The sequence below is a fragment of the Specibacter sp. BI4 genome (assembly GCF_056680095.1).
Genome location: NZ_CM155265.1, coordinates 619,723 through 642,437 on the forward strand (window position 1 = coordinate 619,723; position 22,715 = coordinate 642,437).

The 22,715-nt window shown below is 63.7% G+C and carries 23 protein-coding genes; 16 read left to right on the top strand and 7 right to left on the bottom strand.

Translation table 11 applies throughout. The features are described 5' to 3' along the window. Positions 1-331: 331 nt before the first annotated feature. Positions 332-1,366, top strand: coding sequence for an adenosine deaminase (locus tag AC1L6K_RS02885; RefSeq protein ID WP_480951233.1), 1,035 nt, complete (start codon positions 332-334; stop codon positions 1,364-1,366). A gap of 64 nt (positions 1,367-1,430) precedes the next feature. Here AC1L6K_RS02885 and AC1L6K_RS02890 read toward each other — a convergent pair whose 3' ends face one another. Then, complete coding sequence (locus AC1L6K_RS02890) at positions 1,431-2,171, bottom strand: LysE family translocator (RefSeq protein WP_480951234.1); 741 nt, start codon at positions 2,169-2,171, stop codon at positions 1,431-1,433. 105 nt (positions 2,172-2,276) lie between these two features. On the opposite strand from AC1L6K_RS02890, the gene AC1L6K_RS02895 reads away from it, so the two are divergent. The 4 genes from AC1L6K_RS02895 to fdhA all read left to right on the top strand — a co-directional run bounded on the left by AC1L6K_RS02895 (position 2,277) and on the right by fdhA (position 4,917). After that, positions 2,277-2,732, top strand: coding sequence for an Lrp/AsnC family transcriptional regulator (locus tag AC1L6K_RS02895; RefSeq protein ID WP_480951235.1), 456 nt, complete (start codon positions 2,277-2,279; stop codon positions 2,730-2,732). A gap of 37 nt (positions 2,733-2,769) precedes the next feature. Beyond that, the gene (locus tag AC1L6K_RS02900) at positions 2,770-2,898 is read left to right on the top strand and encodes a hypothetical protein (protein ID WP_480951236.1); all 129 of its coding nucleotides are present in this window, start codon (positions 2,770-2,772) and stop codon (positions 2,896-2,898) included. A 63-nt stretch (positions 2,899-2,961) separates the two neighbouring features. Continuing rightward, positions 2,962-3,480, top strand: a complete 519-nt coding sequence (locus AC1L6K_RS02905) for a mycothiol transferase (protein ID WP_480951237.1) — start codon at positions 2,962-2,964, stop codon at positions 3,478-3,480. Between the two features lie 225 nt (positions 3,481-3,705). Then, positions 3,706-4,917: a formaldehyde dehydrogenase, glutathione-independent gene (gene fdhA / locus AC1L6K_RS02910; protein ID WP_480951238.1), complete on the top strand. Its 1,212-nt coding sequence runs from the start codon at positions 3,706-3,708 to the stop codon at positions 4,915-4,917. 93 nt (positions 4,918-5,010) lie between these two features. On the opposite strand, the gene AC1L6K_RS02915 is transcribed toward fdhA, so the two are convergent. The 3 genes from AC1L6K_RS02915 to AC1L6K_RS02925 all read right to left on the bottom strand — a co-directional run bounded on the left by AC1L6K_RS02915 (position 5,011) and on the right by AC1L6K_RS02925 (position 8,650). Next, complete coding sequence (locus AC1L6K_RS02915; RefSeq protein WP_480952681.1) at positions 5,011-6,537, bottom strand: stealth conserved region 3 domain-containing protein; 1,527 nt, start codon at positions 6,535-6,537, stop codon at positions 5,011-5,013. 125 nt (positions 6,538-6,662) lie between these two features. Beyond that, positions 6,663-8,075, bottom strand: coding sequence for an FAD-binding oxidoreductase (locus AC1L6K_RS02920; protein ID WP_480951239.1), 1,413 nt, complete (start codon positions 8,073-8,075; stop codon positions 6,663-6,665). Positions 8,076-8,227: 152 nt separating this feature from the next. After that, on the bottom strand, positions 8,228-8,650 hold the full coding sequence (locus AC1L6K_RS02925) for a hypothetical protein (protein WP_480951240.1): 423 nt from the start codon (positions 8,648-8,650) through the stop codon (positions 8,228-8,230). Positions 8,651-8,999: 349 nt separating this feature from the next. On the opposite strand from AC1L6K_RS02925, the gene AC1L6K_RS02930 reads away from it, so the two are divergent. The 3 genes from AC1L6K_RS02930 (at position 9,000) to AC1L6K_RS02940 (ending at position 11,790) form a co-directional block, all read left to right on the top strand. Continuing rightward, positions 9,000-9,875, top strand: a complete 876-nt coding sequence (locus tag AC1L6K_RS02930; RefSeq protein WP_480951241.1) for an ABC transporter permease — start codon at positions 9,000-9,002, stop codon at positions 9,873-9,875. Between the two features lie 67 nt (positions 9,876-9,942). After that, the gene (locus AC1L6K_RS02935; RefSeq protein ID WP_480951242.1) at positions 9,943-10,968 is read left to right on the top strand and encodes an ABC transporter substrate-binding protein; all 1,026 of its coding nucleotides are present in this window, start codon (positions 9,943-9,945) and stop codon (positions 10,966-10,968) included. 9 nt (positions 10,969-10,977) lie between these two features. Next, positions 10,978-11,790 (top strand): ABC transporter ATP-binding protein, encoded by an 813-nt coding sequence (locus AC1L6K_RS02940; protein ID WP_480951243.1) that lies wholly within the window; start codon positions 10,978-10,980, stop codon positions 11,788-11,790. Positions 11,791-11,802: 12 nt separating this feature from the next. On the opposite strand, the gene AC1L6K_RS02945 is transcribed toward AC1L6K_RS02940, so the two are convergent. Then, complete coding sequence (locus tag AC1L6K_RS02945) at positions 11,803-12,516, bottom strand: TetR/AcrR family transcriptional regulator (RefSeq protein WP_480951244.1); 714 nt, start codon at positions 12,514-12,516, stop codon at positions 11,803-11,805. 147 nt (positions 12,517-12,663) lie between these two features. Between AC1L6K_RS02945 and AC1L6K_RS02950 the strand changes: the two genes are divergently transcribed. Genes AC1L6K_RS02950 through AC1L6K_RS02960 form a run of 3 tightly spaced genes read left to right on the top strand, consistent with a single transcriptional unit; the run spans position 12,664 to position 16,539 of the window. Continuing rightward, positions 12,664-14,046 (top strand): flavin monoamine oxidase family protein, encoded by a 1,383-nt coding sequence (locus tag AC1L6K_RS02950; protein ID WP_480952682.1) that lies wholly within the window; start codon positions 12,664-12,666, stop codon positions 14,044-14,046. A gap of 50 nt (positions 14,047-14,096) precedes the next feature. Then, positions 14,097-15,035, top strand: coding sequence for a universal stress protein (locus AC1L6K_RS02955; protein WP_480951245.1), 939 nt, complete (start codon positions 14,097-14,099; stop codon positions 15,033-15,035). Then, on the top strand, positions 15,022-16,539 hold the full coding sequence (locus AC1L6K_RS02960) for an APC family permease (protein WP_480951246.1): 1,518 nt from the start codon (positions 15,022-15,024) through the stop codon (positions 16,537-16,539). The genes AC1L6K_RS02955 and AC1L6K_RS02960 overlap by 14 nt, the downstream gene beginning before the upstream one ends. Positions 16,540-16,683: 144 nt before the next feature. On the opposite strand, the gene AC1L6K_RS02965 is transcribed toward AC1L6K_RS02960, so the two are convergent. Beyond that, a complete protein-coding gene (locus AC1L6K_RS02965; RefSeq protein ID WP_480951247.1) occupies positions 16,684-17,073 on the bottom strand; it encodes a DUF5997 family protein in 390 nt (129 codons plus the stop codon). Positions 17,074-17,136: 63 nt separating this feature from the next. Between AC1L6K_RS02965 and AC1L6K_RS02970 the strand changes: the two genes are divergently transcribed. Continuing rightward, a complete protein-coding gene (locus tag AC1L6K_RS02970; RefSeq protein WP_480951248.1) occupies positions 17,137-17,955 on the top strand; it encodes a substrate-binding domain-containing protein in 819 nt (272 codons plus the stop codon). 112 nt (positions 17,956-18,067) lie between these two features. Here the strand turns inward: AC1L6K_RS02970 and AC1L6K_RS02975 are convergent, their stop codons facing one another. After that, positions 18,068-18,334, bottom strand: coding sequence for a hypothetical protein (locus AC1L6K_RS02975; protein ID WP_480949953.1), 267 nt, complete (start codon positions 18,332-18,334; stop codon positions 18,068-18,070). Positions 18,335-18,628: 294 nt separating this feature from the next. On the opposite strand from AC1L6K_RS02975, the gene AC1L6K_RS02980 reads away from it, so the two are divergent. The 4 genes from AC1L6K_RS02980 to AC1L6K_RS02995 all read left to right on the top strand — a co-directional run bounded on the left by AC1L6K_RS02980 (position 18,629) and on the right by AC1L6K_RS02995 (position 22,497). Continuing rightward, positions 18,629-19,633 carry a proline racemase family protein gene (locus AC1L6K_RS02980; protein WP_480951249.1) on the top strand — a complete coding sequence of 335 codons (1,005 nt, stop codon included), beginning with the start codon at positions 18,629-18,631 and terminating at the stop codon, positions 19,631-19,633. A gap of 183 nt (positions 19,634-19,816) precedes the next feature. Continuing rightward, entirely contained in the window at positions 19,817-21,034 is a 1,218-nt protein-coding gene (locus AC1L6K_RS02985) for a sensor histidine kinase (protein WP_480951250.1), read from the top strand. 432 nt (positions 21,035-21,466) lie between these two features. Next, positions 21,467-22,135, top strand: a complete 669-nt coding sequence (locus AC1L6K_RS02990) for a response regulator (protein ID WP_480951251.1) — start codon at positions 21,467-21,469, stop codon at positions 22,133-22,135. 155 nt (positions 22,136-22,290) lie between these two features. Continuing rightward, positions 22,291-22,497, top strand: coding sequence for a hypothetical protein (locus AC1L6K_RS02995; RefSeq protein ID WP_480951252.1), 207 nt, complete (start codon positions 22,291-22,293; stop codon positions 22,495-22,497). The last annotated feature ends 218 nt before the right edge of the window (positions 22,498-22,715 follow it).

Below are 22,715 nucleotides of genomic sequence, written 5' to 3' on the forward strand. Positions count from 1 at the left end.
AAAAAAGTTCCATTTTGTTCCCCTGCGTGGTCATCTCCACACTGCCACAGGCCACTGACAACGTGCCGGGAATGCGCCATAAGCGCAGTTTTTACTGCCGGCCCAGATTTAGGCTTGCGATTTCGATGGGCATGACGGGTCTTTCAAGCCCATCAGGCCGGCTTCGTCGTGGCCGATTCGGGGCGACCGCCACTTGCACCTGCCGCCAGCGCTACCCAGCCAGCCGTCGTCGCTGCTTGCAGAAATTGTGGACCCGAAGCTCCTTGCCAAGCGGTTCAAGGCATAGCCGCGCCGCCCCCAGCGGCGGTGGCGTCGCCCGTAGACTGGTCCAATGACGCACCCATCTGACGCCACCATCGCCCCTGCCGCCCTAGTGGCGCTGCCCAAGGCCGAGCTGCACCTGCACATTGAGGGCACTCTCGAGGCGGAACTGATCCTGGAGCTGGCCGCCCGGAACGGCATCACGCTGCCGTTCCCCACGCTGGAGACCTTGAGCGCGCAGTACGAATTCACCGACCTGCAATCGTTCCTGAACCTGTACTACGCCAACATGGCCGTCTTGATCACCGAAGCGGATTTTGCCGACATGACCCGCGCCTACCTGCGCCGGGCGCAGGAATCCGGTGTCCGGCACGCCGAGATCATGTTTGACCCGCAGGCCCACCTGGTGCGCGGCGTTGAACTGTCGACGGCGGTCAACGGCATTGCCTCCGCCCTGGCTTCCAGCGAAGCCGACTTTGGCATCACCACGGCGTTGATTGCTGCGTTCCTGCGCGACGAACCGGAAGACGCGGCGCTGGAGGTTTTGGAAGCGCTGCTGGCCATGGCGGCGCCCATCATCGGCATCGGCCTGGATTCCGCCGAGGTGGGCAATCCGCCGTCGAAGTTCATCCGCCTCTATCAGCGGGCGGCCGCGGCAGGGCTGCGGCTGGTGGCCCATGCCGGCGAGGAAGGTCCCCCCAGTTATGTCGAAGACGCACTAAACCTGCTTGGTGTAGAGCGCATCGACCACGGAATCAGGGCCGTGGAAGACAAATATCTGGTCCAGCGGCTGGTTGCGGAACAGGTGCCGCTCACTGTTTGCCCGCTGTCCAACGTGCGGCTGCGCGCGGTCGACACCCTCGCGGCCCATCCGCTGCCGCAGATGATCACGGCAGGCCTGAACGTGTGCATCAACTCTGATGACCCGGCGTATTTTGGCGGCCATGTGGGAGCCAACTTTGTCGCACTCGTGGCTGAATTCGGGTGGGATGGGGCCACAGTGGAAAAGCTGGCCCGAAACTCCATCCGCTCCTCTTTTGCCGCCGATGGCCGCAAGGACGAATTGCTGGCAGCACTTGATGAGTGGAGTGCTGCGCAGGGCTGATGCCGAGGCCGGCCCGGAGGCGGGCCCACAGCGGCGGACCGACGTGCCGTCGGGCCCGCAGGCGTTATCCGCGTGCGATCAAGTGCCCGGCGGCCTCGGTCACCGGCCCAATTTGCCCCACGAGAAGCACCGTGCCCAAGGCGCACATGATGATGCCGCTGGAAAGGGTCACTCCGCGGGCCGCTGCCGGCCGGGAACGGAGCAACTTGCGGGAACCGGCAGCCACCAACGTGTAGATGACCGCCGTCGAAGCGACAAACGACAAGCCAAGAATGACAGATTGCAGCGGCACCGGGAATGCGGCGTCGGCTGTGATGAACTGCGGGGTGAGTGCCACGAAGAGCAGCAGTCCCTTGGGATTTATGCTGCTGGTGCCGAACCCCTGCAGGAATGCAGCCCAGGACGAGCCCGACGGACCGGTTCCGGACGCACTGCTGTCGTGGGTTGCGGCGGCTTCCAGGGTGGGTCCGGCAACGGCGTCCGGGGCCAGTTCACCGTTGGGGCCAACCGTCACGAACCCGGCGCCGCGCCATGACCGAGTGGTCCTGTAGCCGAGCCACAAAAGGTAGATGGCGCCAGCCACCGTCAGCCAGAGCAACAAGCTCGGCAAGGCGGCCATGAGGGCAGCAATCCCTGCCGCCAGCAAAATGGTGAGGAGCACATAGCCGGCGCACAATCCGGCAACGGCCGGGACAAAGCTGCGCCTGCCAAGCCCCGCCGCAATGGCGAAGGCCCAGTCCGGCCCGGGCGTGCAAGTCAGTGTGACGGCAACGATGAGGAAGCCGATGAGTGCCTGCGGTTCCATGAAACTCCTGTCTGGATGGTGATCTACGGCAAGCTTAGGAAATTTCAAGACAAAAGTGCTTGCTTTTTTCGCGCGAATTCTCATTCCTCGCGATAGAATATGTCTGTGATTGATGCCATTGACAAAGAAATTTTGCGCGCACTCCAGGGTGACGGCCGCATGAGTGCCACCGCGCTTGCCGCGGAGGTGGGGCTGACGGTTGCTCCGTGCCACCGGCGGCTGAAGGATTTGGAGACATCCGGGGTCATTAGCGGCTACCGGGCGATAGTTGAACCGCATGCCGTGGGCCTGGGTTTTGAGGCCTTGGTGTTTGTGTCGCTGGCCCAGGTGGACCGCGCCACAATCGACGATTTTGAGGCGCAGGTGTCCGGCAACCGCCACATCACCTCGGCCCAGCGCCTGTTCGGCGATCCGGACTACATTCTCAAGATCCTGGTCAAGGACCTGGATGACTACCAAAAGTTCTACGACACCGAGCTGACGAGCCTGCCCGGGGTGCTGCGGCTGCGCTCCACCCTGGTCATGAAGAACCTCAAGCCCAAGGCGGGCCTGCCGCTGTAGCTTCGCCTCCCGCGCCGTTTCCGAGACCGGCACCATCATGCTCGACGGCAGCGACGCCCAAGGCCGGCGGATCATCTCCCAGGCACCCGACAGGAACGTCTGCTTGCTGCACGACACCGACGCCGAAGGCGTCCATGGCCCACGCACCCCGACGTCATCATCCTGAGCTAAAAACCGGCTGCCCGGCGGGGGTTCCCAAACCTGCGGTTGCGGTGGCAGCATGGCGGGCATGGAAACTTCGGAATTGCTGGAAGACGCATTTGGCCGGATTGGTCCGATTGTTTCGGCCGTCCTTGACGGACTTGAACCGGACAAGGCGAACTGGCGCCCTGGCGGAACCGGCAATTCCATCACCTGGCTCGTGTGGCACCTGAGCCGCGGCCAGGACGAACAAATCGCCGACGTCGCGGGCCTGGAATCGGTATGGACCAGCGGCAGCTACGCGGGGCGGTTCGGCTTCGCCTTGGATCCGGACGATACCGGCTATGGACATTCCCCGGCGCAGGTTGACGCCGTGCGGGTTGAATCCTTGGAGCTGCTGCGCGAATACCACGAGGCCGTCCTCGCCCAAAGCCTCGGGTACGTCCGCGGCCTCGACGTGCAAGCACTGGATCGGATCGTGGACAAACGCTGGGACCCGCCCGTCACCCTCGGCGTGCGCCTGGTCAGCATCGTGGACGACTGCGTGCAACACGGCGGGCAGGCCGCCTACGTCAAGGGCCTGGGCAGGGAGCAGCAGCACGGCTAGGTGCGGTTTTCCGGCGCGCTTGCGGCGGTCGGAAGTGCCCGGCGGCAGGCCCCCTTACATATTCCTCCGGCGAGACCTAGACTGGCGGTGACCCCACTTTCCGCCTTCTGCCAGGTGCTTGTTCGTGTGCTTGGAGTTGCCTAAAAATAGCGGCCGGGGTTGATTTCTCGTTGCACTGGAAGGTGTCAAGGGATGCCTTCTGAACTAACTTGGAAGGAAGCAACCATGTCAGGAAACAAAGCCGTTGCCTACAAGGCCCCCGGCGTAGTTGAGGTCATCGACATCGACTACCCCACGTTTGAACTCAAGGACGGGCCCGGCGTCAACCCGGCCAATGTGGGACGCAAGGTGCCCCACGGCGTCATCCTCAAGACTGTCGCGACCAACATCTGCGGCTCCGACCAGCACATGGTGCGAGGGCGCACCACGGCCCCGTCGGACCTGGTCCTGGGCCACGAGATCACCGGGGAAGTGGTTGAAGCGGGCCCGGATGTGGAATTCATCAAGGTGGGGGACATCTGCTCCGTCCCCTTCAACATCTCGTGCGGACGCTGCCGCAACTGCAAGGAGCGCAAGACCGGCATCTGCCTGAACGTGAACCCCGACCGGCCAGGAAGCGCCTACGGCTACGTTGACATGGGCGGCTGGGTTGGCGGCCAGGCCGAGTACGTGCTGGTGCCGTATGCGGACTGGAACCTGCTGAAGTTCCCCGACAGGGACCAGGCACTGGAAAAGATCATGGACCTGACCATGCTCTCGGACATCTTCCCCACCGGCTTCCACGGCGCGGTCACTGCCGGAGTAGGCGTGGGCTCCACCGTCTACATTGCGGGGGCCGGGCCGGTTGGCCTCGCCGCGGCGACCAGCGCGCATTTGCTGGGTGCCGCCGTCGTGATTGTCGGTGACATGAACGAGGGCCGCCTCGCACAGGCACGGTCCTTTGGTTGCGAGACCGTGGACTTGACCAAGGGCGGACCGGGGGAACAGATCGAGCAGCTGCTTGGCGTTCCCGAGGTCGATTGCGCCGTGGACGCCGTCGGCTTTGAGGCAAAGGGGCACGGCTCCGGAGCAGCTGAGGCCCCGGCGACGGTGCTCAACGACCTCATGGACATCACCGCCGCCGGCGGAGCCATGGGCATCCCCGGCCTGTATGTGACGGGCGACCCGGGCGGCATCGATGCCGCCGCGCAAAAGGGTGCGCTCTCGCTGAGCCTTGGCACCGGCTGGGCGAAGTCACTGTCCTTCACCACGGGCCAGTGCCCCGTCATGAAGTACAACCACGGCCTGATGATGGCCATCCTGCACGACAAGGTGTCCATCGCCAAGAACGTCAACGCACAGGCCATTTCCCTCACCGATGCGCCGCGCGGCTACGCCGAGTTCGACGCCGGTGCCGCCACGAAGTACGTCCTGAACCCCAACGGCTACCTGAACTAGGCGGTCGCGGACTGCGGGGGTGGTTGTTGCCATTCGATGCCGGTGCACCGGTGGCGGACGGCCACAACCACCCCCGCATACCCGCAAGTGCGGCTATTTTTCCCAGGGAGCCTTGAAGGGGAAATACTTTTCCAGAAAATCAACGACTTGTTCGCGGCGTTGCGTGGGTGTTGCGTCTCCGGAACTGCCGTCGTTGAGGCACAAGAAGTCGTTGTTTCGTTGGGCCAGGACCCGGTCAAGGGAGGCCAGTCCTGCCGTGCTGGCGGTGTCCACATAAACGCCCCGGGCGTCCTTGTGCATCACGGCCCGGCCCGTCAGGAGCGCGAAGTAGTGGTAGAGGGAGTTCGTCACTGAAATATTGTCCGCGGCCCGGAAGGTGCTGGCTGCGGTGGCGGCAAATTCCGTTTCAAATTCCCGTTCCAGTTCGGCCAGAACCGACCTGCGCAACGGTGCTGCGCTGTGTTCGAGGTGATGCGTTGTAAACGCGCCAAAACGCTCCCACAACAGCTGGCGGTTCACCCTGGCGGAATTCTCAAAACCGCTGCGGACCACCTCGCTTTCGCCCAGCCCAATACGGTTGGGCGAGAGCATGAAACGGGTGATCCCCCCGGCCGTGAAGAACAATTCAGGTGACAGCGGCCGACCGAAAAACATGTCGTCGTTGGAATACAGAAAATGCTCCGACAACCCGGCAATGTGGTGCAGCTGCGATTCCACCGCCATGGAGTTGTGGGTTGGCAGAACGGACGGATCGGCAAAGTGCTCATGACTGCGGACCAGGCTGACCTTCGGATGGCCGTCCAGCCACCCGGGAGCCGGCGAGTCGGTGGCAATGTAAATGTGCCTGATCCACGGGGCAAACATATGCACCGAACGCAAGGCGTATTTAAGTTCGTCCACCTGCCGATACCTTGATTCGTGGCCGTCGCCTTCGCCCAGGAGCGCGCCGGCTTCAAGCTCGCGCCGGGCCGACTGGTAGCCGGCAGAGCTGCCGTCGACCCAGGAAAAGACCATGTCAATCTCGAAGCGGATGTCAAAGACATGGTCGATGAACATGTTCTCAATTGTTGGCCAGCGCTGCCCGTGAAGATCCACTGTGCTGTTCGCGGCATCCCGGCGGTCAATGCTGCGCCGGGTGAGCGAGTTTTCCAACGGCAGGTCAATATGGGTGCCGGTGAAGGTCCACAGCTCGATCTGTACACCCCAGGCTGCGCCATAGTGCAGCCCGCCCTTCGGTTCAATGCGGGGGCGGAAGAGCCGGATGATCCTGGTCAGGCTGGAGGCGGCCAATGATCCATCGGCAATCAGGACAGTGGACTTTTTCGTGTCGACGCTGCGGGCGTGGAACGGCTCATTGGCGAAAGCTTCGACCAGGGCCCGCTCAAGCTGCCCGCGCAGGGAGCTGTCGATGGCCAGCACGGGGCGTTCATCATTGCCGCGCACCAGCAGATACGCAATGGAGCATGCATCCAAAACGTGCCGCACAGCCAGAAGGTCGGCCACCATCGCCTCCCGGGGTGTCAGGGCGGCGCTGCTGGTTGAGCCGTTGACGAGTGCCAGCCGTCCGCGGTGCAGCACGACGTCGTCCCGGGCAAGAATGGCTGTCGCACGCGGCGTCAGGGGTTGTGCGTTTCTGGTGGAGCGGGCCCGGTGGGCTGTGCCGGAGTCGGCGTCGTGCAGGGTGGACAAGGCTGACTCCCGGGAGTTGATAGGGGCGTGCCGGCAAGGCCGGCACACCCCCGAGTTTACCGCGCCGGCACCTGCCCCAGCCTGAACAGGTGTTCCGGGTCAAACTGTCCTGCCAGTGCTGCGAGCCTGTCCAGCACCGGGGCCGTGTAGCTTGCGGCAAATCCGGCACTGCCCGTGCCAGCCGAGAAGTTGGGCAAGGTGCCGCCATATGCCCACGGCGACATGTGTTTCTGCAGCCCGGCCGAATGCCCGCCAATCCCCGGCAGCTCCGGCGGTGCGGCCACCCCCACGGTGTACAGCAAGAACCCGGCCTCCCGGTGGCACACGGCGCTGGGCACATCCGGTTCCCGTCCCAGCACGCCGCCAAGCTGCCGGATTTCAACCATCAGCTGCGGCGATGAGCTGTCAGGTCCAGCCGCCTCGAGCAGGGCGTCGGCCGCTGCTGTGCTGAAATCTGTCAGGAGTGCTGATCCTTCGGCGGCCGGGAGGGCATCTTCGGGGTCGGAATGCACCCGGCCGATCATCGACAACGGCATGAGTCCCACGGCATCCATGAGCGGCACCCCTGCCGAGCGCATCGGCGAAAGCCAGCTGGCGCCGTCGTCCGCGTTTCCCGTGAAAACGTAGCGGACGGCGACGGTGAACTTTCCTGCCAGCGGTTCGGGCACGCCGGGCATCGGCGGGAGCTTCATGAGTGCAATCGAGGTGGTGGCGGCGATCGGCAGGGTGGGACACCACTGGGCCCAGGTGCGCAGGACGTTTTCCACATCCGCGGTGCCAAAGTACAGTGCCCCGGCGTAGATGCGGGGCAGCGGCAGCAGCCCGAATTCCAGCGCGGTGATGATGCCCAGCGCACCCTTGCCGCCGCGCAGGCCCCAGAACAGATCGGGTTCGGAGTCGGCTGTGACGTGGCGCAGCACGCCGTCGCCGGTCACCACGTCAAGGGCGACCACCCTGTCGGAGGCGGCGCCGAACGTTCGTGCCATGGGACCGATCCCGCCGCCGCTGGTGTAGCCGGCCACGCTGACGCCGGGTGAGGAGCCGCACAGCGGGGCCAGGCCCGGGCCGTCGCAGGCGGCGAGGACCGCGTTCCACACGGTGCCGGCGCCGGTGCGTGCCGTGCCGCCGCCGTTTCCGGATTCCTCGACGACGCACTCATCGAGGGCGCGGGTGTGGATGAGCAGCGCCCCGGCCATGTCGGTGGCAATGCCGTGGCCCGTGGCCTGGACGGTCACGGGCATGGCGTTGGCGGCGGCGAAATTCACTGCTGCCACGACGTCGTGGGCGTTCGCCGCCGCCACAACGGCGGCAGGAGTTGTGGTCACCGCCGTGTTCCATGGGGTGGCCAGCTCGGTGTACTTGGGTTCCCCGGGTTCATGCAGGGAGCCGGACAGCGCACGGCGCAACGAGGCAAGGCCCGGTTGCGGGCCTTGCCTATGGTGCGGGGCGGGCTTGCTTGTTGCTTCCATGGTGGCCTCCGGGTTGCTTGCTGCACAGGGCAAGGACCCCCAGAAGGCCTTGGCTCAAGCCTGCCACCGCGGCACGGATCTGACTAGGGCCCAGCCAGCCGATAGTTCGCTGCTGCCTGTTCGCAGTCGTGCGTTCGACGGCGTGGCAGGACTCAGTTTGTCCGTGTCTGGCGCTTGCGATGGAACAGCAGTGCCACGGCAATGCCCGCCAACCAGACATCCTTGGCCATGGCAGTTCCCGCATGTGTCGGGCGGACGCTGTCGGGCTCGGTCATGCCCGGCGTCTTGAGGTAGGTGGCCAGCATTCCTGAAGAAAATGCGCCGAGGGCCAGGCCCGCCAACCGGCTGGGGATGAACGGGGTCAGGATCAGTGAGCCCAGTGCAATCTCGGAAAAGCTCAAACCGCTGCCGAACTGTTCAGGCGTCAGCTTCGCGACCTGGGGGATGACCCGTTGTGCAGACGACTGCAGTCCCGCAGCTTGTTCCTCGGTCAGGCTGAGTTTGCCAATCCCGGCGTTGAGTATGAAGGCTCCGGAAACAAGTCGAAGTGCTGTGTTGCTGATGCTGAATCCCATGGTGGTCTCCTGACCGTGTGTGAATGCGAACCGTCGCGGCGCTCGTGGTTTCAGCCTAGGGTTGTCGGCCCCGTGTGGCTAGTGGCACCTCGCGGAGGGCAGGCATGCGGGCCGGGCCCGGGCCCATCAGTCGAGGGTCGTCCTGGGGTCATGCTTTCCACGTGTTTTCCGTGCACGTGCTGTGAGGCGGCCGCGCCGGCGCCCGAGATGCCGCGGCCTCAAGCTGCGGGATTGACATCTGTGACGTTCCGCACATAAGGTCTCTCGTATTGGGACAGCGCTTTCCCGGCTGTAGTTCCGGGCAGCGAGGGCGTCAGGAGTCCTCACGATGAAGTAAGGGTTTTAAGCAATGGAACTTGCGAGCGAGGTAGCGAAGCCGCCAGTGGATGACGCCGGCAGGCCGACACCCACGGCACCACGCCTGAGGAAACAATCCAGGGCTTTCGGATGGCTGATTGAACTGTGGCGGCCAGCAGTATTCGTCGCCATCTTGTTTGTCGCCTGGTGGGTTGTCACTGAAAACGGTTGGGTTGCGCCGTACATTCTGCCCAGCCCGGGGGACACGTGGGACGCATTGGCGAACAACGCAGCGTTCCTGGGCGCCCACACCTGGGTCACCACCGTGGAAACTGTCATTGGTTTCGCCATCGCCGTGGTGGTCGGTGAATTCGTGGCAGTCATGATGATTTATTCCAAAACTGTTGAAAAGACAGCGTATCCGCTGATCCTTTTCGCCCAGGTGATCCCCAAGATCGCCGTGGCACCCTTGTTTGTGGTGTGGCTGGGGTTCGGCATGGAACCCAAAATTGTGGTTGCCGTGCTGATGGCATTCTTCCCCATTGTCGTTTCGGGCATGGCCGGATTGAAATCCGTTGATCCGGAAATTTTGGAGCTGACCTCCACCATGGGTGCAAGCTCCATCAAAACCTTCCTGAAGGTGCGGCTGCCGGCGTCATTGCCGCAGCTCTTCTCCGGCCTGAAGATTGCCGCCACCCTTGCCGTCACCGGTGCCGTGGTCGGTGAGTTTGTGGGAGCCAACGAAGGCTTGGGTTATGTGATCCTCCAAGCCAACGGAAACATCGACACAGCAATGCTCTTCGCCGCATTGATCATCATGTCCCTCATGGGCGTGCTGCTCTTCGCCCTCATCCAAATTGCCGAGTGGTTCCTGATCCCGTGGCACTCGTCGCGGCGCATCACGGGCTCCGCCGCAACCGCAGGCTGACCATCCGCACAACAAACCACCAGTAGTTCAAAGTTGCACTACCCAACGCCACCATCGGGAGAAAATCATGAATGTTTCACGTCGGTCAGTACTGACCACCTCACTGGCTGCCGCGGCGGCACTGGGTCTCGCCGCCTGCGGTGGCAAGGATGCCGCCAAAACAGCGCCGGGCGCCGGGGGCACCACCGCGGCGACACTGATGCTCAACTGGTACCCCTACGGTGAGCACGCTGCCCTGTATTACGGGGTGGAGAAGGGCATCTTCAAGAAGCACGGCATTGACCTGACCATCAAGGCCGGCCAGGGATCCACCAAGACTGTTCAAGCAGCAGGCCAGGATCAGGTCGACTTTGGCTGGGCCGACACCCCCGCGCTGCTGGCCAATATTGACAAGGGCGTGAAGGTCAAGAGCATTGGCGTATTCCTGCAGACGACGCCATCCGCGGTGCAGGTCTTCACCGAATCCGGCATAAAGGTGCCCGCCGATTTGAAGGGCAAGACCATTGCCGTGTCCGCCGGCGACGCCCCCACCACCACATTTCCGATCTTCCTGAAGGCAGCAGGGCTGGAAGAGGGCGACGTCAAGCAGCAAAACCTTGATGCGGCAGGCAAAATGGCGGCCCTGTTGTCCGACAAGGTTGACGGCCTGATCGGCTTTGCCCATGACCAGGGCCCCACGATTGCAGCCAAGAGCGGCAAGGAAATGACGTACCTGCGCTACTCCGATGCCGGCGTGAACTTCTTCTCCAACGGCCTGGTTGCCTCTGACGGTTTCCTGGAGAAAAACCCGGACCTGGCCACAGCCATGGTTGCGGCTGTCTCCGAATCCTTCGAAGAGGCAATCAAGAACCCCGAAGAGGCTGCCAAGGCGATGGACGGCAAGGATCCGCAGATCCCCGCCCAGGAGGTCGTCACCGAGCAGTGGAACCAAACCATCAAGCTGCTCTCGACCTCGAACACCGAGGGCAGGAAGCCGGGCGTCAACGCCGATGAGGACTGGGCCGCCACCATCAAGACCCTGGCCGACGCCGGATTGCTTGACTCCGCTGGTGAGACCAGCAAGTACTTCAACGCAGCATTCGCACCTAAGTAGGGACCCGACATGACAGTACTGTCACCGGAGAAATCCAAGACTCACTTGGAACCCGTGGTTGAAATCGAACACCTCAACGTCACCTTCTCATCCAAGCGGGGGCACAGCGTGGTGGCGGTGGGCGATGCCTCATTGACCATTGGGCAAGGCGAATTTGTTTCCATCGCCGGACCTTCCGGTTGCGGAAAATCGACGCTCCTCAAGGTCGTTGCAGGCCTGACCCGTGCAACGCGCGGCTCGGTTAAGCTGCGCGGATCCGAGGTGACGGGCCCGCGGCAGGACATCGGGTATGTGTTCCAGCGCGCCGCCCTGCTTGAATGGCGCAACGTGCGGGCAAACATCCTGCTGCAGGCGGAAATGCGGGGCATGGACCGCAACAAGGCCAACCGGCGGGCGGACGAGCTGATCGCCATGACGGGGCTGACAGGCTTTGAAAAGTCACTGCCGCATGAGCTTTCGGGCGGCATGCAGCAGCGTGTTTCCCTGTGCCGGGCGCTGCTGCACGAACCGGATGTGCTGCTCATGGATGAACCGTTTGGGGCCCTCGACGCCCTGACCCGCGAGAAGATGAACATCGAGCTGCACCGCATCTGGCGGGAGACCGGCACAACTGTCATCTTGGTGACGCACTCGGTTTCCGAGGCCATTTACCTGGCCAACAGGGTGGTCGTCATGAGCCCGCGGCCCGGCCGGATCCAGGAGATCATCGACGTGCCGTTCGGCAAGGACAGGGACTTCGGTGAAACGCTGGCGCTGCCCGCGTTTGCCGAGATCTCAAGCCGTGTCCGGGACCTCCTGGGGGCAACGCACGCGGAAGACTAGCGGCGGCCGGCCTCAGTCCCGCGGCCCGAGGGTGGCAGCGAGGCCCGAGATCATCGCCGTCAGGCCCAGGCTGAAGGCGGCGTTGGCGTCATTGCGCGGCTCGGGCCCCGCTGCAGGCGCAGCGCCGGTCCCTGCGGCGGCCCGGCCCCGGCGGGCGACAGCGTGGCTGAAATTCGGGGCCTCGGGTGTGCGTGAGCCGGCGTCGAAAATGTCGGCCGGGGCATTCACGTCGTAGGCGGAGCCGTAGATAAACGACTCGAGGGCCACCACTGCATCAATGATGGACTCCGGGGGCCAGCCGGCGGCCAGGAAGCCGTTGGTGACTGCCTCGTACATGGTGACGGTTTCAGGCGCATTGGTCACGGGCAGCAGCGCAATGACGGGAATCAGCGGCAGGTGCGAGGCGAAAACGTCGCGATAGGAGTGCGCCCAGATGCCCACCGCGATGTCCCACGGTTCAACGGCAAAGGCCGATACATCCACCCGGCCCATCAGGTGCTCCTCGACCAGCAACAGCACATCCTGTTTGGAGCGCACATGGTTGTACAGGGCGGACGGGGCCACGTTCAATGACTTGGCCAGCGCCGCCATCGTCAGCCCCTTGTAGCCGTCCTGGCTGACAAGCTTCAGCGCCGCCTTGGTGATCCGGGCGGAACTGAGCAATGCCTGCGGCGGGCGGCCTGCCCGGCGTCGCACTTGTCTGGGCACTTCTGCAGTTGACGCCAATGCGCTCTCCTTACTCCGGCCCCGGCGGGCGCAAATTTATTCGCCCACCTCTTTACGCTAGGTGGTGATATCAGTTACAGTCTATTCTAAATGAACGACATTCATTTAGTGAAGCCCGTCACCGACGGGTTCACGGGAGAGGCAAACATGACATCCGCAGGAAACCCCACGATCGAACGCGACGTGGTCATCATCGGCGCCGGCCCGTCAGGCCTGACGGCGGCACGCGAACTGAAAAAAGCCGGCCTGAGCGTGGCCGTCGTCGAGGCCCGCGACCGTGTTGGCGGGCGCACCTGGTCCAACACGATCGACGGCGCCTGGCTGGAAATTGGCGGCCAGTGGGTGTCGCCGGACCAGACGGCGCTCATCGGCCTGCTCGGGGAGCTCGGCCTGAACACCTATTCCCGCTACCGGGACGGGGAGAGCGTTTACATCGCCCCGGATGGCACCCGCACCCGCTACACCGGTGAAATGTTCCCCGTCGACGCGGACACCGAGGCCGAGATGAACAAACTCATCGACACCCTTGACGCGCTCGCCGCCGCCATGGACCCCGCCAAGCCGTGGGAGCATCCGGCGGCCCGCGAGCTCGACATCATTTCCTTCCACCACTGGCTGCGCGAACAGTCCTCCAACGAGGAGGCCTGCAGCAACATCGGCCTGTTCATCGCCGGCGGCATGCTGACCAAGCCCGCCCACGCCTTCTCCGCGCTGCAAGCAGTCCTCATGGCCTCCTCGGCCGGCTCCTTCACCAACCTCGTCGACGACAACTTCATCCTCGACAAGCGCGTTGTTGGCGGCATGCAGGGAGTCTCCCTCGCCATCGCAGAAGAGCTGGGCGGCGACGTCATCCTGAACTCCCCGGCCCGCACCATCCGCTGGGAAGAGACCGACGGCGGCTACCTTGCCACCGTAATTGCCGACGGCGCAACCATCACCGCCAAGCGCGTGGTCATGGCAGTCCCGCCTAACCTGTACACCCGGGTGTCCTTCGACCCGCCGCTGCCGCGCCGCCAGCACCAGATGCACCAACACCAGTCGCTGGGCTTCGTCATCAAGGTCCATGCCGTTTACGACACCCCGTTCTGGCGTGCTGACGGCCTCTCCGGAACGGGATTCAGCGCCGCCTCGCTGGTGCAGGAAGTGTATGACAACACCAACCACGAGGACCCCCGCGGCACCCTGGTCGGCTTTGTCTCCGACGAGAAGGCGGACTACGCTTTCTCGCTCTCCCCGGAGCAGCGACGAAAGGAAATCACCGCTTCGCTCGCCGAATTCCTGGGCGACGCCGCCGCCGAACCGGTGGTCTACTACGAATCCGACTGGGGCTCGGAGGAGTGGACCCGCGGCGCCTACGCCGCCAGCTACGACCTGGGTGGCCTGCACCGATACTCGGCCGACCAGCTGACACCTGTGGGACCCATCCACTGGTCCTGCTCCGACCTGGCCGCCGAAGGCTACCAGCACGTTGACGGTGCGGTCCGCATGGGCCAGTTCACCGCAGCCAAGCTGATTGCCGAACTGGCGTAACAAGCTCGACCGGCAGTTCCCCCGACAATGACGTCCTGAGGAGGACACTTATGCGGTACATAGTTGGATATTCCGCCAACGCCCGTGGCGGCGACGCCGTCAACCTGGCAGTGGCACTGGCCCGCAGGCAGGGCGCCACCCTGGACCTGGTCATGGTGATGCCCCAGGATTCGCCCTACAACGGGGTTTATCCTCCCGTGGCAGGCTTCGGCGACATCCTGGCCAAGCAGGTGTCGGAATGGCTCGACGAGGGTCTGGCACTTGTTCCCGACGACGTACAGGCCCAGGCACACATCCGCTGCGGCGAATCCGAAGCCGAAGCACTCATCGCCGCCGCTGCGGAACTCGGCGCCGTGCTGCTCGTCATTGGGGCCAGCAGCACCGGCTTGTTCAAGCGCTTCTCGATCGGCTCGGTTGCCGGTTCGCTGCTGCACGCCTCCACGGTTCCCGTGGTCCTGGCCCCGTCGGGGTACAGCCGCACCAAGCCCATCACGCGGCTCACCTGCGCACTGGGCACCCGGTCCGGCGCCGAGGATGTGCTGCACACCGGCATCGCCATGGCCAGGCGCCGCGAACTGCCGCTGCGGCTCGTCTCGCTTGTGGCGCTGGGTGCCGGTGATTCAAACGCGACCATTGAGGACGCCGAAACCCACCTGCGCGCCGTTGCCGAAGCCGGCCGGGGCGTGGAGCCGGACGACCTCGACAAGCTCCAGGTCGACGTCGTGGTTGGGCACGGACGCACCATCGAGGACGCCGTGGACGCCCTCGACTGGAAAAAGGGTGAGCTCCTGCTTATCGGGTCCAGCCGCCTGGCCCAGAACAAGTCCATCTTCCTGGGCGCCACAGCCAACCGCATCCTGCGCGCCCTGCCGGTGCCGATGATCGTGGTGCCGCGCAATTACATCCCGCCGGCGGAAGAGCTTTTCCACACCACAGCACTCCCCACTGTTACGCCCGAAACCACGGAGGCACCTCATGAGCACACCTAAAACTGTTGAGCGCGGCCTGAGTGAAAAGGGCTTGAAAGCCGGATCCGTGGGGCTGATTGGCGCCGTCGTCATCGGTATTTCCTGCATCGCGCCGGCCTACACGCTGACAGCAGCCCTGGGCCCCACGGTGTCCGAGGTGGGCGTGCACCTGCCCGCGATCTTCCTTGTCGGCTTCATCCCCATGCTGCTGGTGGCGTTGGGGTACCGCGAGCTGAACAATGCCATGCCCGACGCCGGAACCTCCTTCACATGGGCCACTCGCGCCTTTGGTCCGTGGATGGGTTGGATGGGAGGGTGGGGGCTGATTGCGGCAACCATCATTGTGCTCTCCAACCTTGCAGCGGTGGCCGTCGACTTTTTTTACTTGATGTTGGCGCAGATCTTCAGCAATCCCGGACTGGCGGACTTGACCCGCAACCTGCCGCTGAACCTGGCCACCACCATGGTGTTTATTGCCGGGGCCTGCTGGATTTCCTACCGTGGCATGGAAACCACCAAGTCGTTCCAGTACATCCTGGTGGCCTTCCAGCTGCTGGTACTGGGCTGGTTCGCCATTGCGGCCTTTGCCCATGTTGCCAACGGCACGGCCTTTGATGCCACCGCCATCCAGGCCGACTGGTTCAACCCCTTCGCGGTGGAATCGTTCTCCCAGTTCGCGGCAGGCGTGTCGCTGTCCATCTTCATCTTCTGGGGCTGGGACGTCACCTTGACGATGAACGAGGAGACCAAAAACCCGAAGAAGACACCCGGCCGGGCCGCCACTGTCACCATCGTTGTCATTGTGCTGATCTACATGACTGTTTCGCTGGCCACCTTGTCCTTTGCCGGCATCGGCACCACGGGCCTGGGCGCCGGAAACCCGGAAAACCAGGCCAGCATCTTTGCGGTCCTGGCCGGTCCCGTCATGGGGCCGTTCGCTATCCTGATGTCGCTCGCCATCCTGAGTTCGTCGGCGGCGTCGCTGCAGTCAACGTTTGTTTCGCCGGCCAGGACGCTGCTGTCCATGGGCCACTACCGGGCCCTGCCCAAGAGTTTCGGCAAGATCAGCCCCACGCACAAGTCACCGGGCTACGCCACGGTTGCGGCCGCCATTGCCGCAGCGGGTTTCTACATCATCACCAGGACCCTGTCCGAGAACGCCCTGTGGGACACCATCACCGCCCTCGGCATGATGATCTGCTTCTACTACGGCATCACGGCGCTGGCCTGTGTCTGGTACTTCCGGGCGGAGGCATTCCACGGGGCCAAGAACTTCTTCTTCAAGTTCCTGGCACCGCTGGTCGGCGGCGTCATCCTGCTGGTCATGTTCTGCAAGACAGCCTACGACTCCATGGACCCCAGCTACGGCTCGGGATCCAACATTGGCGGGCTGGGCCTGGTGTTCATCCTCGGTGCCGGCGTCATTGCGCTCGGCGCCGTGTTGATGTTCTTCATGTACCGCAAGCACCCGGAGTTCTTCAAGGGCGAGGTCCTCAGCCGGACCAGCCAGCCCTACAACCCCTGACCGGGTCTTGGACGCCCCCGGGCCGATCCGCGGCCACGATGAAAATGCCGCCGCTCCCGCAAGTTGCCGCAGGTGTAGCGGCGGCATCTTGCGGGAGCGGCGGCATTTTTCGCCCGCCAGTGAAGGGGCAGCCGGGAGCCGGCCCTAGCTCTTTGGGCGGCGTGCCGCTTCGCGCTCTTTCGCCAACTTGGCCTCGGCGCGGGCCTTGGCGTGGACTGCGCGCTCCTCAACGAGCCACACGGGCGGGGCCTGCAGCAGCGCCGTGATGTCCGCCGTCGTCATCGCATCGGTGATGTTCGAACGGTTCAGCCCGCCAATCGAGATGTTCAGCTTCTGTGCAATCACGGGGCGCGGGTGGGGTCCGCTGCGGCGCAACTCTTCGAGCCAGGCCGGAGGATTCTCCTGCAAAACCTTGAATTCCTCCCGGCTGATCGCATTCTCTTGGAATTCTGCGGGGGCTGCGGGCAGGTGGATGCCCAGCTTCTTGGCCGCGGTGGCGGATTTCATGGCTTGGGGTGACGGTTCAATGCTCATACAACCAAGGGTACCGGTGGCCGTGCGGTAGTTTAGGGGAAAACGGTGCGTTAGGGTAAACAAGTGTCTGAATCCCGCGAACTTACAGTGACCTTTGTCCCGGGTGTGACTCCCGGAAAGTGGATCCACCGCTGGCAGGAGCGCATGCCCGGCGTGCCCCTGGTGTCCACGCCGGTTCCCGAAACACGCCAGCTCGATGCCGTGCGCGCGGGTGAAGTCGACATGGCGTTCGTCCGCCTGCCCGTCGACAAGACCGGGCTCCACGTGATTCCGCTCTACAGTGAGCTTTCGGTGGTGGTGGCGCCCAAGGACCACCCCATCGCGGCCTTCGATGAGCTTGACGTGGCTGATCTCGCCGACGAGTACCTGCTCGCCGACCCGGATGATTTCCCGGAGTGGCGCGATATTTCCTCCGAGATTGCGGCCGGCACCCGCAAGCCGCTGCCGCCCATGGGTTCCATCGAAGAGGCGCTCGACCTGGTCGAGGCCGGACTCGGAATTTTGATCCTGCCCATGTCCGTCGGCAGGCATTACAGCCGCAAAACGCTGCGCTCGCGGCTGCTGCACGGTGTCGCGGAGACCAGCATCGGGCTGGCCTGGGTGGACACGGTCCAGCCGCTGCCGGCCGAGGATGAAGCCGTCATCCAGGAATTCATCGGCGTGGTTCGCGGCCGCAGCGCCCAGAGCTCCCGCCAGCCGTCAGTTCAGGCGAAGCAGGATGCGGCCCCCAAAAAAGGTGCCAAGGTTGCTAAAAGTTCGACGGCGGCACGCACCGGTGCGGGCAAGGGCAAGTCAGGCGGCGCGAAAGCAGGCGGCGGAAACCTGCGCGGCGGCGGGCGTCCCGGCGGCAAGGCCCGGGCGCAAAAGCGCGGCCGGCACTGACCGTCCCGCCAACAAACACAAGTGGCCCGCAGTTGTGGTTGTAGATCAACTTTAATCGGTTGATTTTACAGCCATAACTGCGGGCCACTTTGCACCCCGGAGGGTGTGGGAACTACTTGGAAGCGGCTTCCTGCTGTTGCTTCTGCTTGTTCACAATCACCTTGACGTCGCCGAGGTCGCTGATGACGCGGGCAAGCGACTTCTTGGACGTCGGCCACTGCGTGCCCTTGAAGCGGGTGGCATCGGGACCTTCCCAGCGAACCGACTGGGCCTTGCCATCCAAGGTCGTCATGACCTGGGTGATCTGGTCAATGGCAGTGCCGAGCTTTGTGACCAAATCGGCCATGTCCTGGGGATCGTTACCGAGCATACCGGCCATGATGCACATCCTTAGCTAGAAATTTGCGGTCTTGCCGCATCTGTATTCACTGCGTCCGGGAAGATCCGGCCGAGCGATTACCTAAAATCTATCCCGGCACTGCCAGCCCCGTCGATGGGGTGGGCTACCCATGCAGTTGTACCCATGCGGACGGCCATGCCCACGCCGCTCCGCCCCGGAACGCGCCCCATTCCGGCGTCGATCATTGACAGGGCAAATGCACCGTGCCATATTGACGGCAATGGGCCGGGTCCCGCCCAAGCGAGAGCTTGTCAGCTCAAAGGAGAGACGACTGTGAAAGCGGCACTGTGGGAAATCGAAACCTTTGACTATCACACGGCGGGTGAGCCGTTCAGGATAGTGCCGGCCCTGCCCTTCCTTATTGAAGGGGACACGGCGCTTGAACGGCGCCAGCATGCCATGACGGGGGATGCAGACAAAATCCGGAAACTGTTGGTCAACGAGCCGCGCGGGCACGCCGACATGTATGGCGGGTTTGTGGTGCCGCCCAATGATTCCGGCGCCCATTTGGGGGCGTTGTTTTGGCACCGCGAAGGATTCTCCACCGTCTGCGGCCACGGCACCATGGCCCTGGGAACTTGGGCCGTCCGCAGCGGGCTTGTCCGTGCGCCGGAGGACGGCGAAACCGACGTTGTGATTGACATTCCTTCGGGCCGCGTCACAGCCCGGGTGACGATGGACGGGGGCAGGATCAGGGGGGTCGCCTTCCACAACGTGCCCTCCTACGTGGTGGCGCGGGACATTGAGGTCAAGACGGCCAACTTTGGCCGCCTGCGCGTTGACCTGGCCTGGAGCGGGGCACTGTACGCCTCGATTCCCGCGGCTGCAGCGGGACTTGAGGTCACGCCGTCGAACTTGGCAAAGGTGGTCGCAGCCGGGCACCAGGTGGCTGCGGGGCTGGTGGACCACCCGGCGGACACCCGGCTGGAGGGCATTTTCGGGACAATCTTCCACGAGCCCATGGAGCATTCGGGCCCGGGACTGTCCCAGCGCAATGTGAGTGTTTTCGCCGACGGCCAGGTGGACAGGTCCCCCAGTGGTTCGGGCAGTGCCGCACGCGTGGCACTGCTCAGCGATTCGGGGGAGCTGGCCGAAGGGGAGGCGCTCGAACACTATTCAATTATTGATTCTCGCTTTTCGGCCCGCGTGGTTGACACGGTCGGCGGGCCGGACGGCGGCCTGGTGGTGGAGGTCAGCGGCCGCGCATTCCCGGTGGGTGAAGGAAAATTCACGCTTGACGCCGACGACGATCTGGGACTGGGATTCGTCCTGCGGTGAGTTGTTCCGGGGGTGAACAGCGCCCGGGGTGCGTTTTTGTGGGGAAGGTGTGGATCGTGCAACACGAAGAAAACTGGGACGATTGGTCAATGAACACTTTCAGCTGTCCCATGCCGGTAATTCACGTTCCGGAATGCAGTGGCGCGGGTGCTGTGGCTCCGTGGCGGTCCTGAGATGCGCGCGGTGAAGAGCGGTGTCAAGCGAAAATTCAACATTGCAGGAGTGCTGAAGGTCGGCAGCTCGCCACTGCCGCTGTGGGTGTCTTTTCTCCTGGCGGTTGTAGTCACGGTGTCGGCGGTTGACGACGTCCGCTTGTTCTTTGTGACCGGTCAGGGTGGGAATTCCCCGTGGTGGGTGCTCGCCGGCACATTGTCGTATTGGGCGGTGTGGATGAGCCTGGCCTTCCGTCCGCAGCTGACGGCCATCGTCTTCGCGGTAATGCTGGCAGCCATGTTCCCGAGCACGCAGCCGGCAGGGGCGCTGCTGTTGGCTTTTGGGGCCCTGGCCGTTGCCGCGTTCCGTGTTTCAACCCGCAGTCTGGCCGCAATAGTTGTTTGTTTTCTTGCCTGGCAGATTGCATGGGTGCTGGGGGTCTCGTCGGTGGGCGCAGCAGGTTTGTGGGGCTATGTCCCCGTTACCCTGCTGCTCATCACCCCCGGCTTGGCACTCAAGCTGTTGCGGGAAAGTGCCATCCGGGCCGAACGCGACCAAAGGGCAGCCGAGGAAACGGCTGCCGCGGCCGCCCTTGAACAACGCACCGAGCTGGCCAGGGAATTGCATGACGTTGTCACCCACGGACTGACGATGATTGCGGTGCAGGCAAATCTGGGCACGATCTCAAAGGACGGAGCTGAGCAGAGCCGGGCGTTGACGGAGATTGGGGTGATGTCCCGGAGCTCGCTCGACGACCTCCGCCGGCTGCTGCAGACAATACGGACCGACGAGGTGCCGGTGGCGGGCCCGTACGGGGCGGAACCCAGGGTCTCGACCAGCCCGGCCTGCATAGACCTGGCGCAAAGTGTCGCGGACACGCAGAAACGGCTCAACGGGCTTGGCATTCCCACCCGCCTCACCACGTCCGGGGATCTGGACCGCACGCCCAATGGGCTGCGCTCCACGGTGCTGCGGGTACTGCAGGAAAGCGCCACCAACGCCGTCAAGCATTCGGGCGGCGGCAGCGAATGCGACATCTCCATGAACGTGCAGGAGAGTGGCATTGAGTTGATCATTCGCAATCGCATGACCCCCGGAGAGCCGCACCTGCCAGTGTCGGGCACGGGCCTTGCCGGACTGCGGGAACGGGCCTCCCGACTCGGCGGAACCCTGGACGCCGGACCGGTGGACGGGTGGTGGAGCGTGCACACAGTCCTGCCGTTCGCCGGCCGCCAGACACTCCGCTAGGTGTGGCGGGCAGAAGCCCCATTTGCAAAAATTGGCCGTTTGGCCAATTTTTGCCATTTAAGGCCCAATTTCCTCGTCCGTTTGGACAGTCTTTTCGCTGTCGCATTGAATGCGAAGCCCCTCCTCCGTAGCTTCGAAAGAACGCGGGATGAACTACGGTGCTCAGCTGAACACACACTGCGCACACCCGTCCAAGCGAAGGAGAAAGCCATGAACGAACTGCACTTGCTTGGAACCGGCCGCCCAGGTCCCCACGGCGGAGCAAAGTCCCCTGGCATCTGGCCTAACGGCTCTTTTCCCACGCCACCGACACGCTGAGAGCCGCAGGGCCGGCTGGCAAAGCCCGGGCAGCCACCGGGCCGGCGCCAGCGACCCTGTTTTCACAGCGCGGCAGGTGCCGCCGGGATGAGCCGGGGTACGTAGACTGTCACCATGAGTGTGAACGTGGCAGCAACCGAATCGATTGATGTGGTCATCGTCGACGATGAAAAATTCGTCAGGGGTGCGCTGCGGACATATCTCTCCCAGGCCACCGACGTGGCAGTCGTGGCAGAGGGCGAAAATGGCGAGGAAGCTGTCCGGCTTGCCCACGAACATCAGCCCGATGTGATGCTCATTGACATACAAATGCCCGTCATGGACGGAATAGCGGCGATTCGCCGCATCGTGGCGGAACTGCCGGAAATCCGGATACTTGTTGTCACCGGCCATATTTCGGACATTTACCTGAAAGCCGCCCTGATTGCCGGAGCCAGCGGATACGTAGTCAAGGATGCCGAGCCGGATCGGATAGTGGCAGCTGTCAGGGAAGTCCACGCCGGGGACTGTCCGATCGACCCGGGCGTCACCCACCTCCTCGTTGCCGACGTGCGCAAGAGCCTGCCGGGCAAGCGGCAGCAATCCCAAATCGAACTTTCGGACAGGGAAGGCGCCGTGCTGAAGCTGCTGTGCGACGGCCGGAGCAACGGCGAGATCGCGGCAGAGCTACACCTCTCAGAGTCCACCGTCAAATACCATTTGGTGCGCCTGGGGCGGAAGTTTTCCACCCGGGACCGCCTGCAACTTGTCATCACAGCACTTCGCACGGGAGTGGTTACCTAGGCCGCCGCCGGGTCAAATTCCAACGCAAGGACAGGCATGTCCAAAAGTATAGGGGCGGAATCCGGTCTTGGCTGTATCCATGCGGCCCGGGCCGCCCTATGCTGGGGAACAGCCATCCAGTGGCGATCCATAACATTAATTTGAAAGGTTCCGTCATGAAAACCCCCTTTGCATCCATAGGTGCTGCCACAGTTCTCGCCGCCGCCCTGATTATGGCGCCCGGCCTGTCGCCCGCCCAAGCCAGTACCACAACGGCCAAGGCCACCAGCAGCGCCACTAGTTCATTTAAGCCAGGCAGCGTGGCGACCACCTACGGCATCTGGTACATCCCCTGCGACCTATTCGGCTTTCGCATGTGCTGAGCCGGCATTGATCGACGGCTGGGGTATCAATCCCCAGGCGCCGGTCTTGTGGCGGCACACCGAGGAGCTGCCCAGTCATAAGCCATGCAATTGCGGCCACCCGCCTGAACTGCCCGGAATTTCCGGACAGTTCAGGCGGGTGGCGCTGTTTGGGGCGCCCGCCCGTGGCAAGCGCCCCGTCTCGCTGATTTCCGAGTTCCGGGCGCGTGCCAGGTTGC

Excerpts from the sequence above, each read along its gene's own strand:
- AC1L6K_RS02955 (WP_480951245.1), top strand. The coding sequence starts at position 14,097 with ATGCGGTACATAGTTGGATATTCCGCCAACGCCCGTGGCGGCGACGCC.
- AC1L6K_RS02900 (WP_480951236.1), top strand. The coding sequence starts at position 2,770 with ATGCTCGACGGCAGCGACGCCCAAGGCCGGCGGATCATCTCCCAGGCA.
- AC1L6K_RS02930 (WP_480951241.1), top strand. The coding sequence starts at position 9,000 with ATGGAACTTGCGAGCGAGGTAGCGAAGCCGCCAGTGGATGACGCCGGC.
- AC1L6K_RS02990 (WP_480951251.1), top strand. The coding sequence starts at position 21,467 with ATGAGTGTGAACGTGGCAGCAACCGAATCGATTGATGTGGTCATCGTC.
- AC1L6K_RS02965 (WP_480951247.1), bottom strand. The coding sequence starts at position 17,073 with ATGAGCATTGAACCGTCACCCCAAGCCATGAAATCCGCCACCGCGGCC.
- fdhA (WP_480951238.1), top strand. The coding sequence starts at position 3,706 with ATGTCAGGAAACAAAGCCGTTGCCTACAAGGCCCCCGGCGTAGTTGAG.
- AC1L6K_RS02995 (WP_480951252.1), top strand. The coding sequence starts at position 22,291 with ATGAAAACCCCCTTTGCATCCATAGGTGCTGCCACAGTTCTCGCCGCC.
- AC1L6K_RS02950 (WP_480952682.1), top strand. The coding sequence starts at position 12,664 with ATGACATCCGCAGGAAACCCCACGATCGAACGCGACGTGGTCATCATC.
- AC1L6K_RS02975 (WP_480949953.1), bottom strand. The coding sequence starts at position 18,334 with ATGGCCGGTATGCTCGGTAACGATCCCCAGGACATGGCCGATTTGGTC.
- AC1L6K_RS02935 (WP_480951242.1), top strand. The coding sequence starts at position 9,943 with ATGAATGTTTCACGTCGGTCAGTACTGACCACCTCACTGGCTGCCGCG.
- AC1L6K_RS02905 (WP_480951237.1), top strand. The coding sequence starts at position 2,962 with ATGGAAACTTCGGAATTGCTGGAAGACGCATTTGGCCGGATTGGTCCG.
- AC1L6K_RS02920 (WP_480951239.1), bottom strand. The coding sequence starts at position 8,075 with ATGGAAGCAACAAGCAAGCCCGCCCCGCACCATAGGCAAGGCCCGCAA.
- AC1L6K_RS02890 (WP_480951234.1), bottom strand. The coding sequence starts at position 2,171 with ATGGAACCGCAGGCACTCATCGGCTTCCTCATCGTTGCCGTCACACTG.
- AC1L6K_RS02940 (WP_480951243.1), top strand. The coding sequence starts at position 10,978 with ATGACAGTACTGTCACCGGAGAAATCCAAGACTCACTTGGAACCCGTG.
- AC1L6K_RS02960 (WP_480951246.1), top strand. The coding sequence starts at position 15,022 with ATGAGCACACCTAAAACTGTTGAGCGCGGCCTGAGTGAAAAGGGCTTG.
- AC1L6K_RS02885 (WP_480951233.1), top strand. The coding sequence starts at position 332 with ATGACGCACCCATCTGACGCCACCATCGCCCCTGCCGCCCTAGTGGCG.
- AC1L6K_RS02925 (WP_480951240.1), bottom strand. The coding sequence starts at position 8,650 with ATGGGATTCAGCATCAGCAACACAGCACTTCGACTTGTTTCCGGAGCC.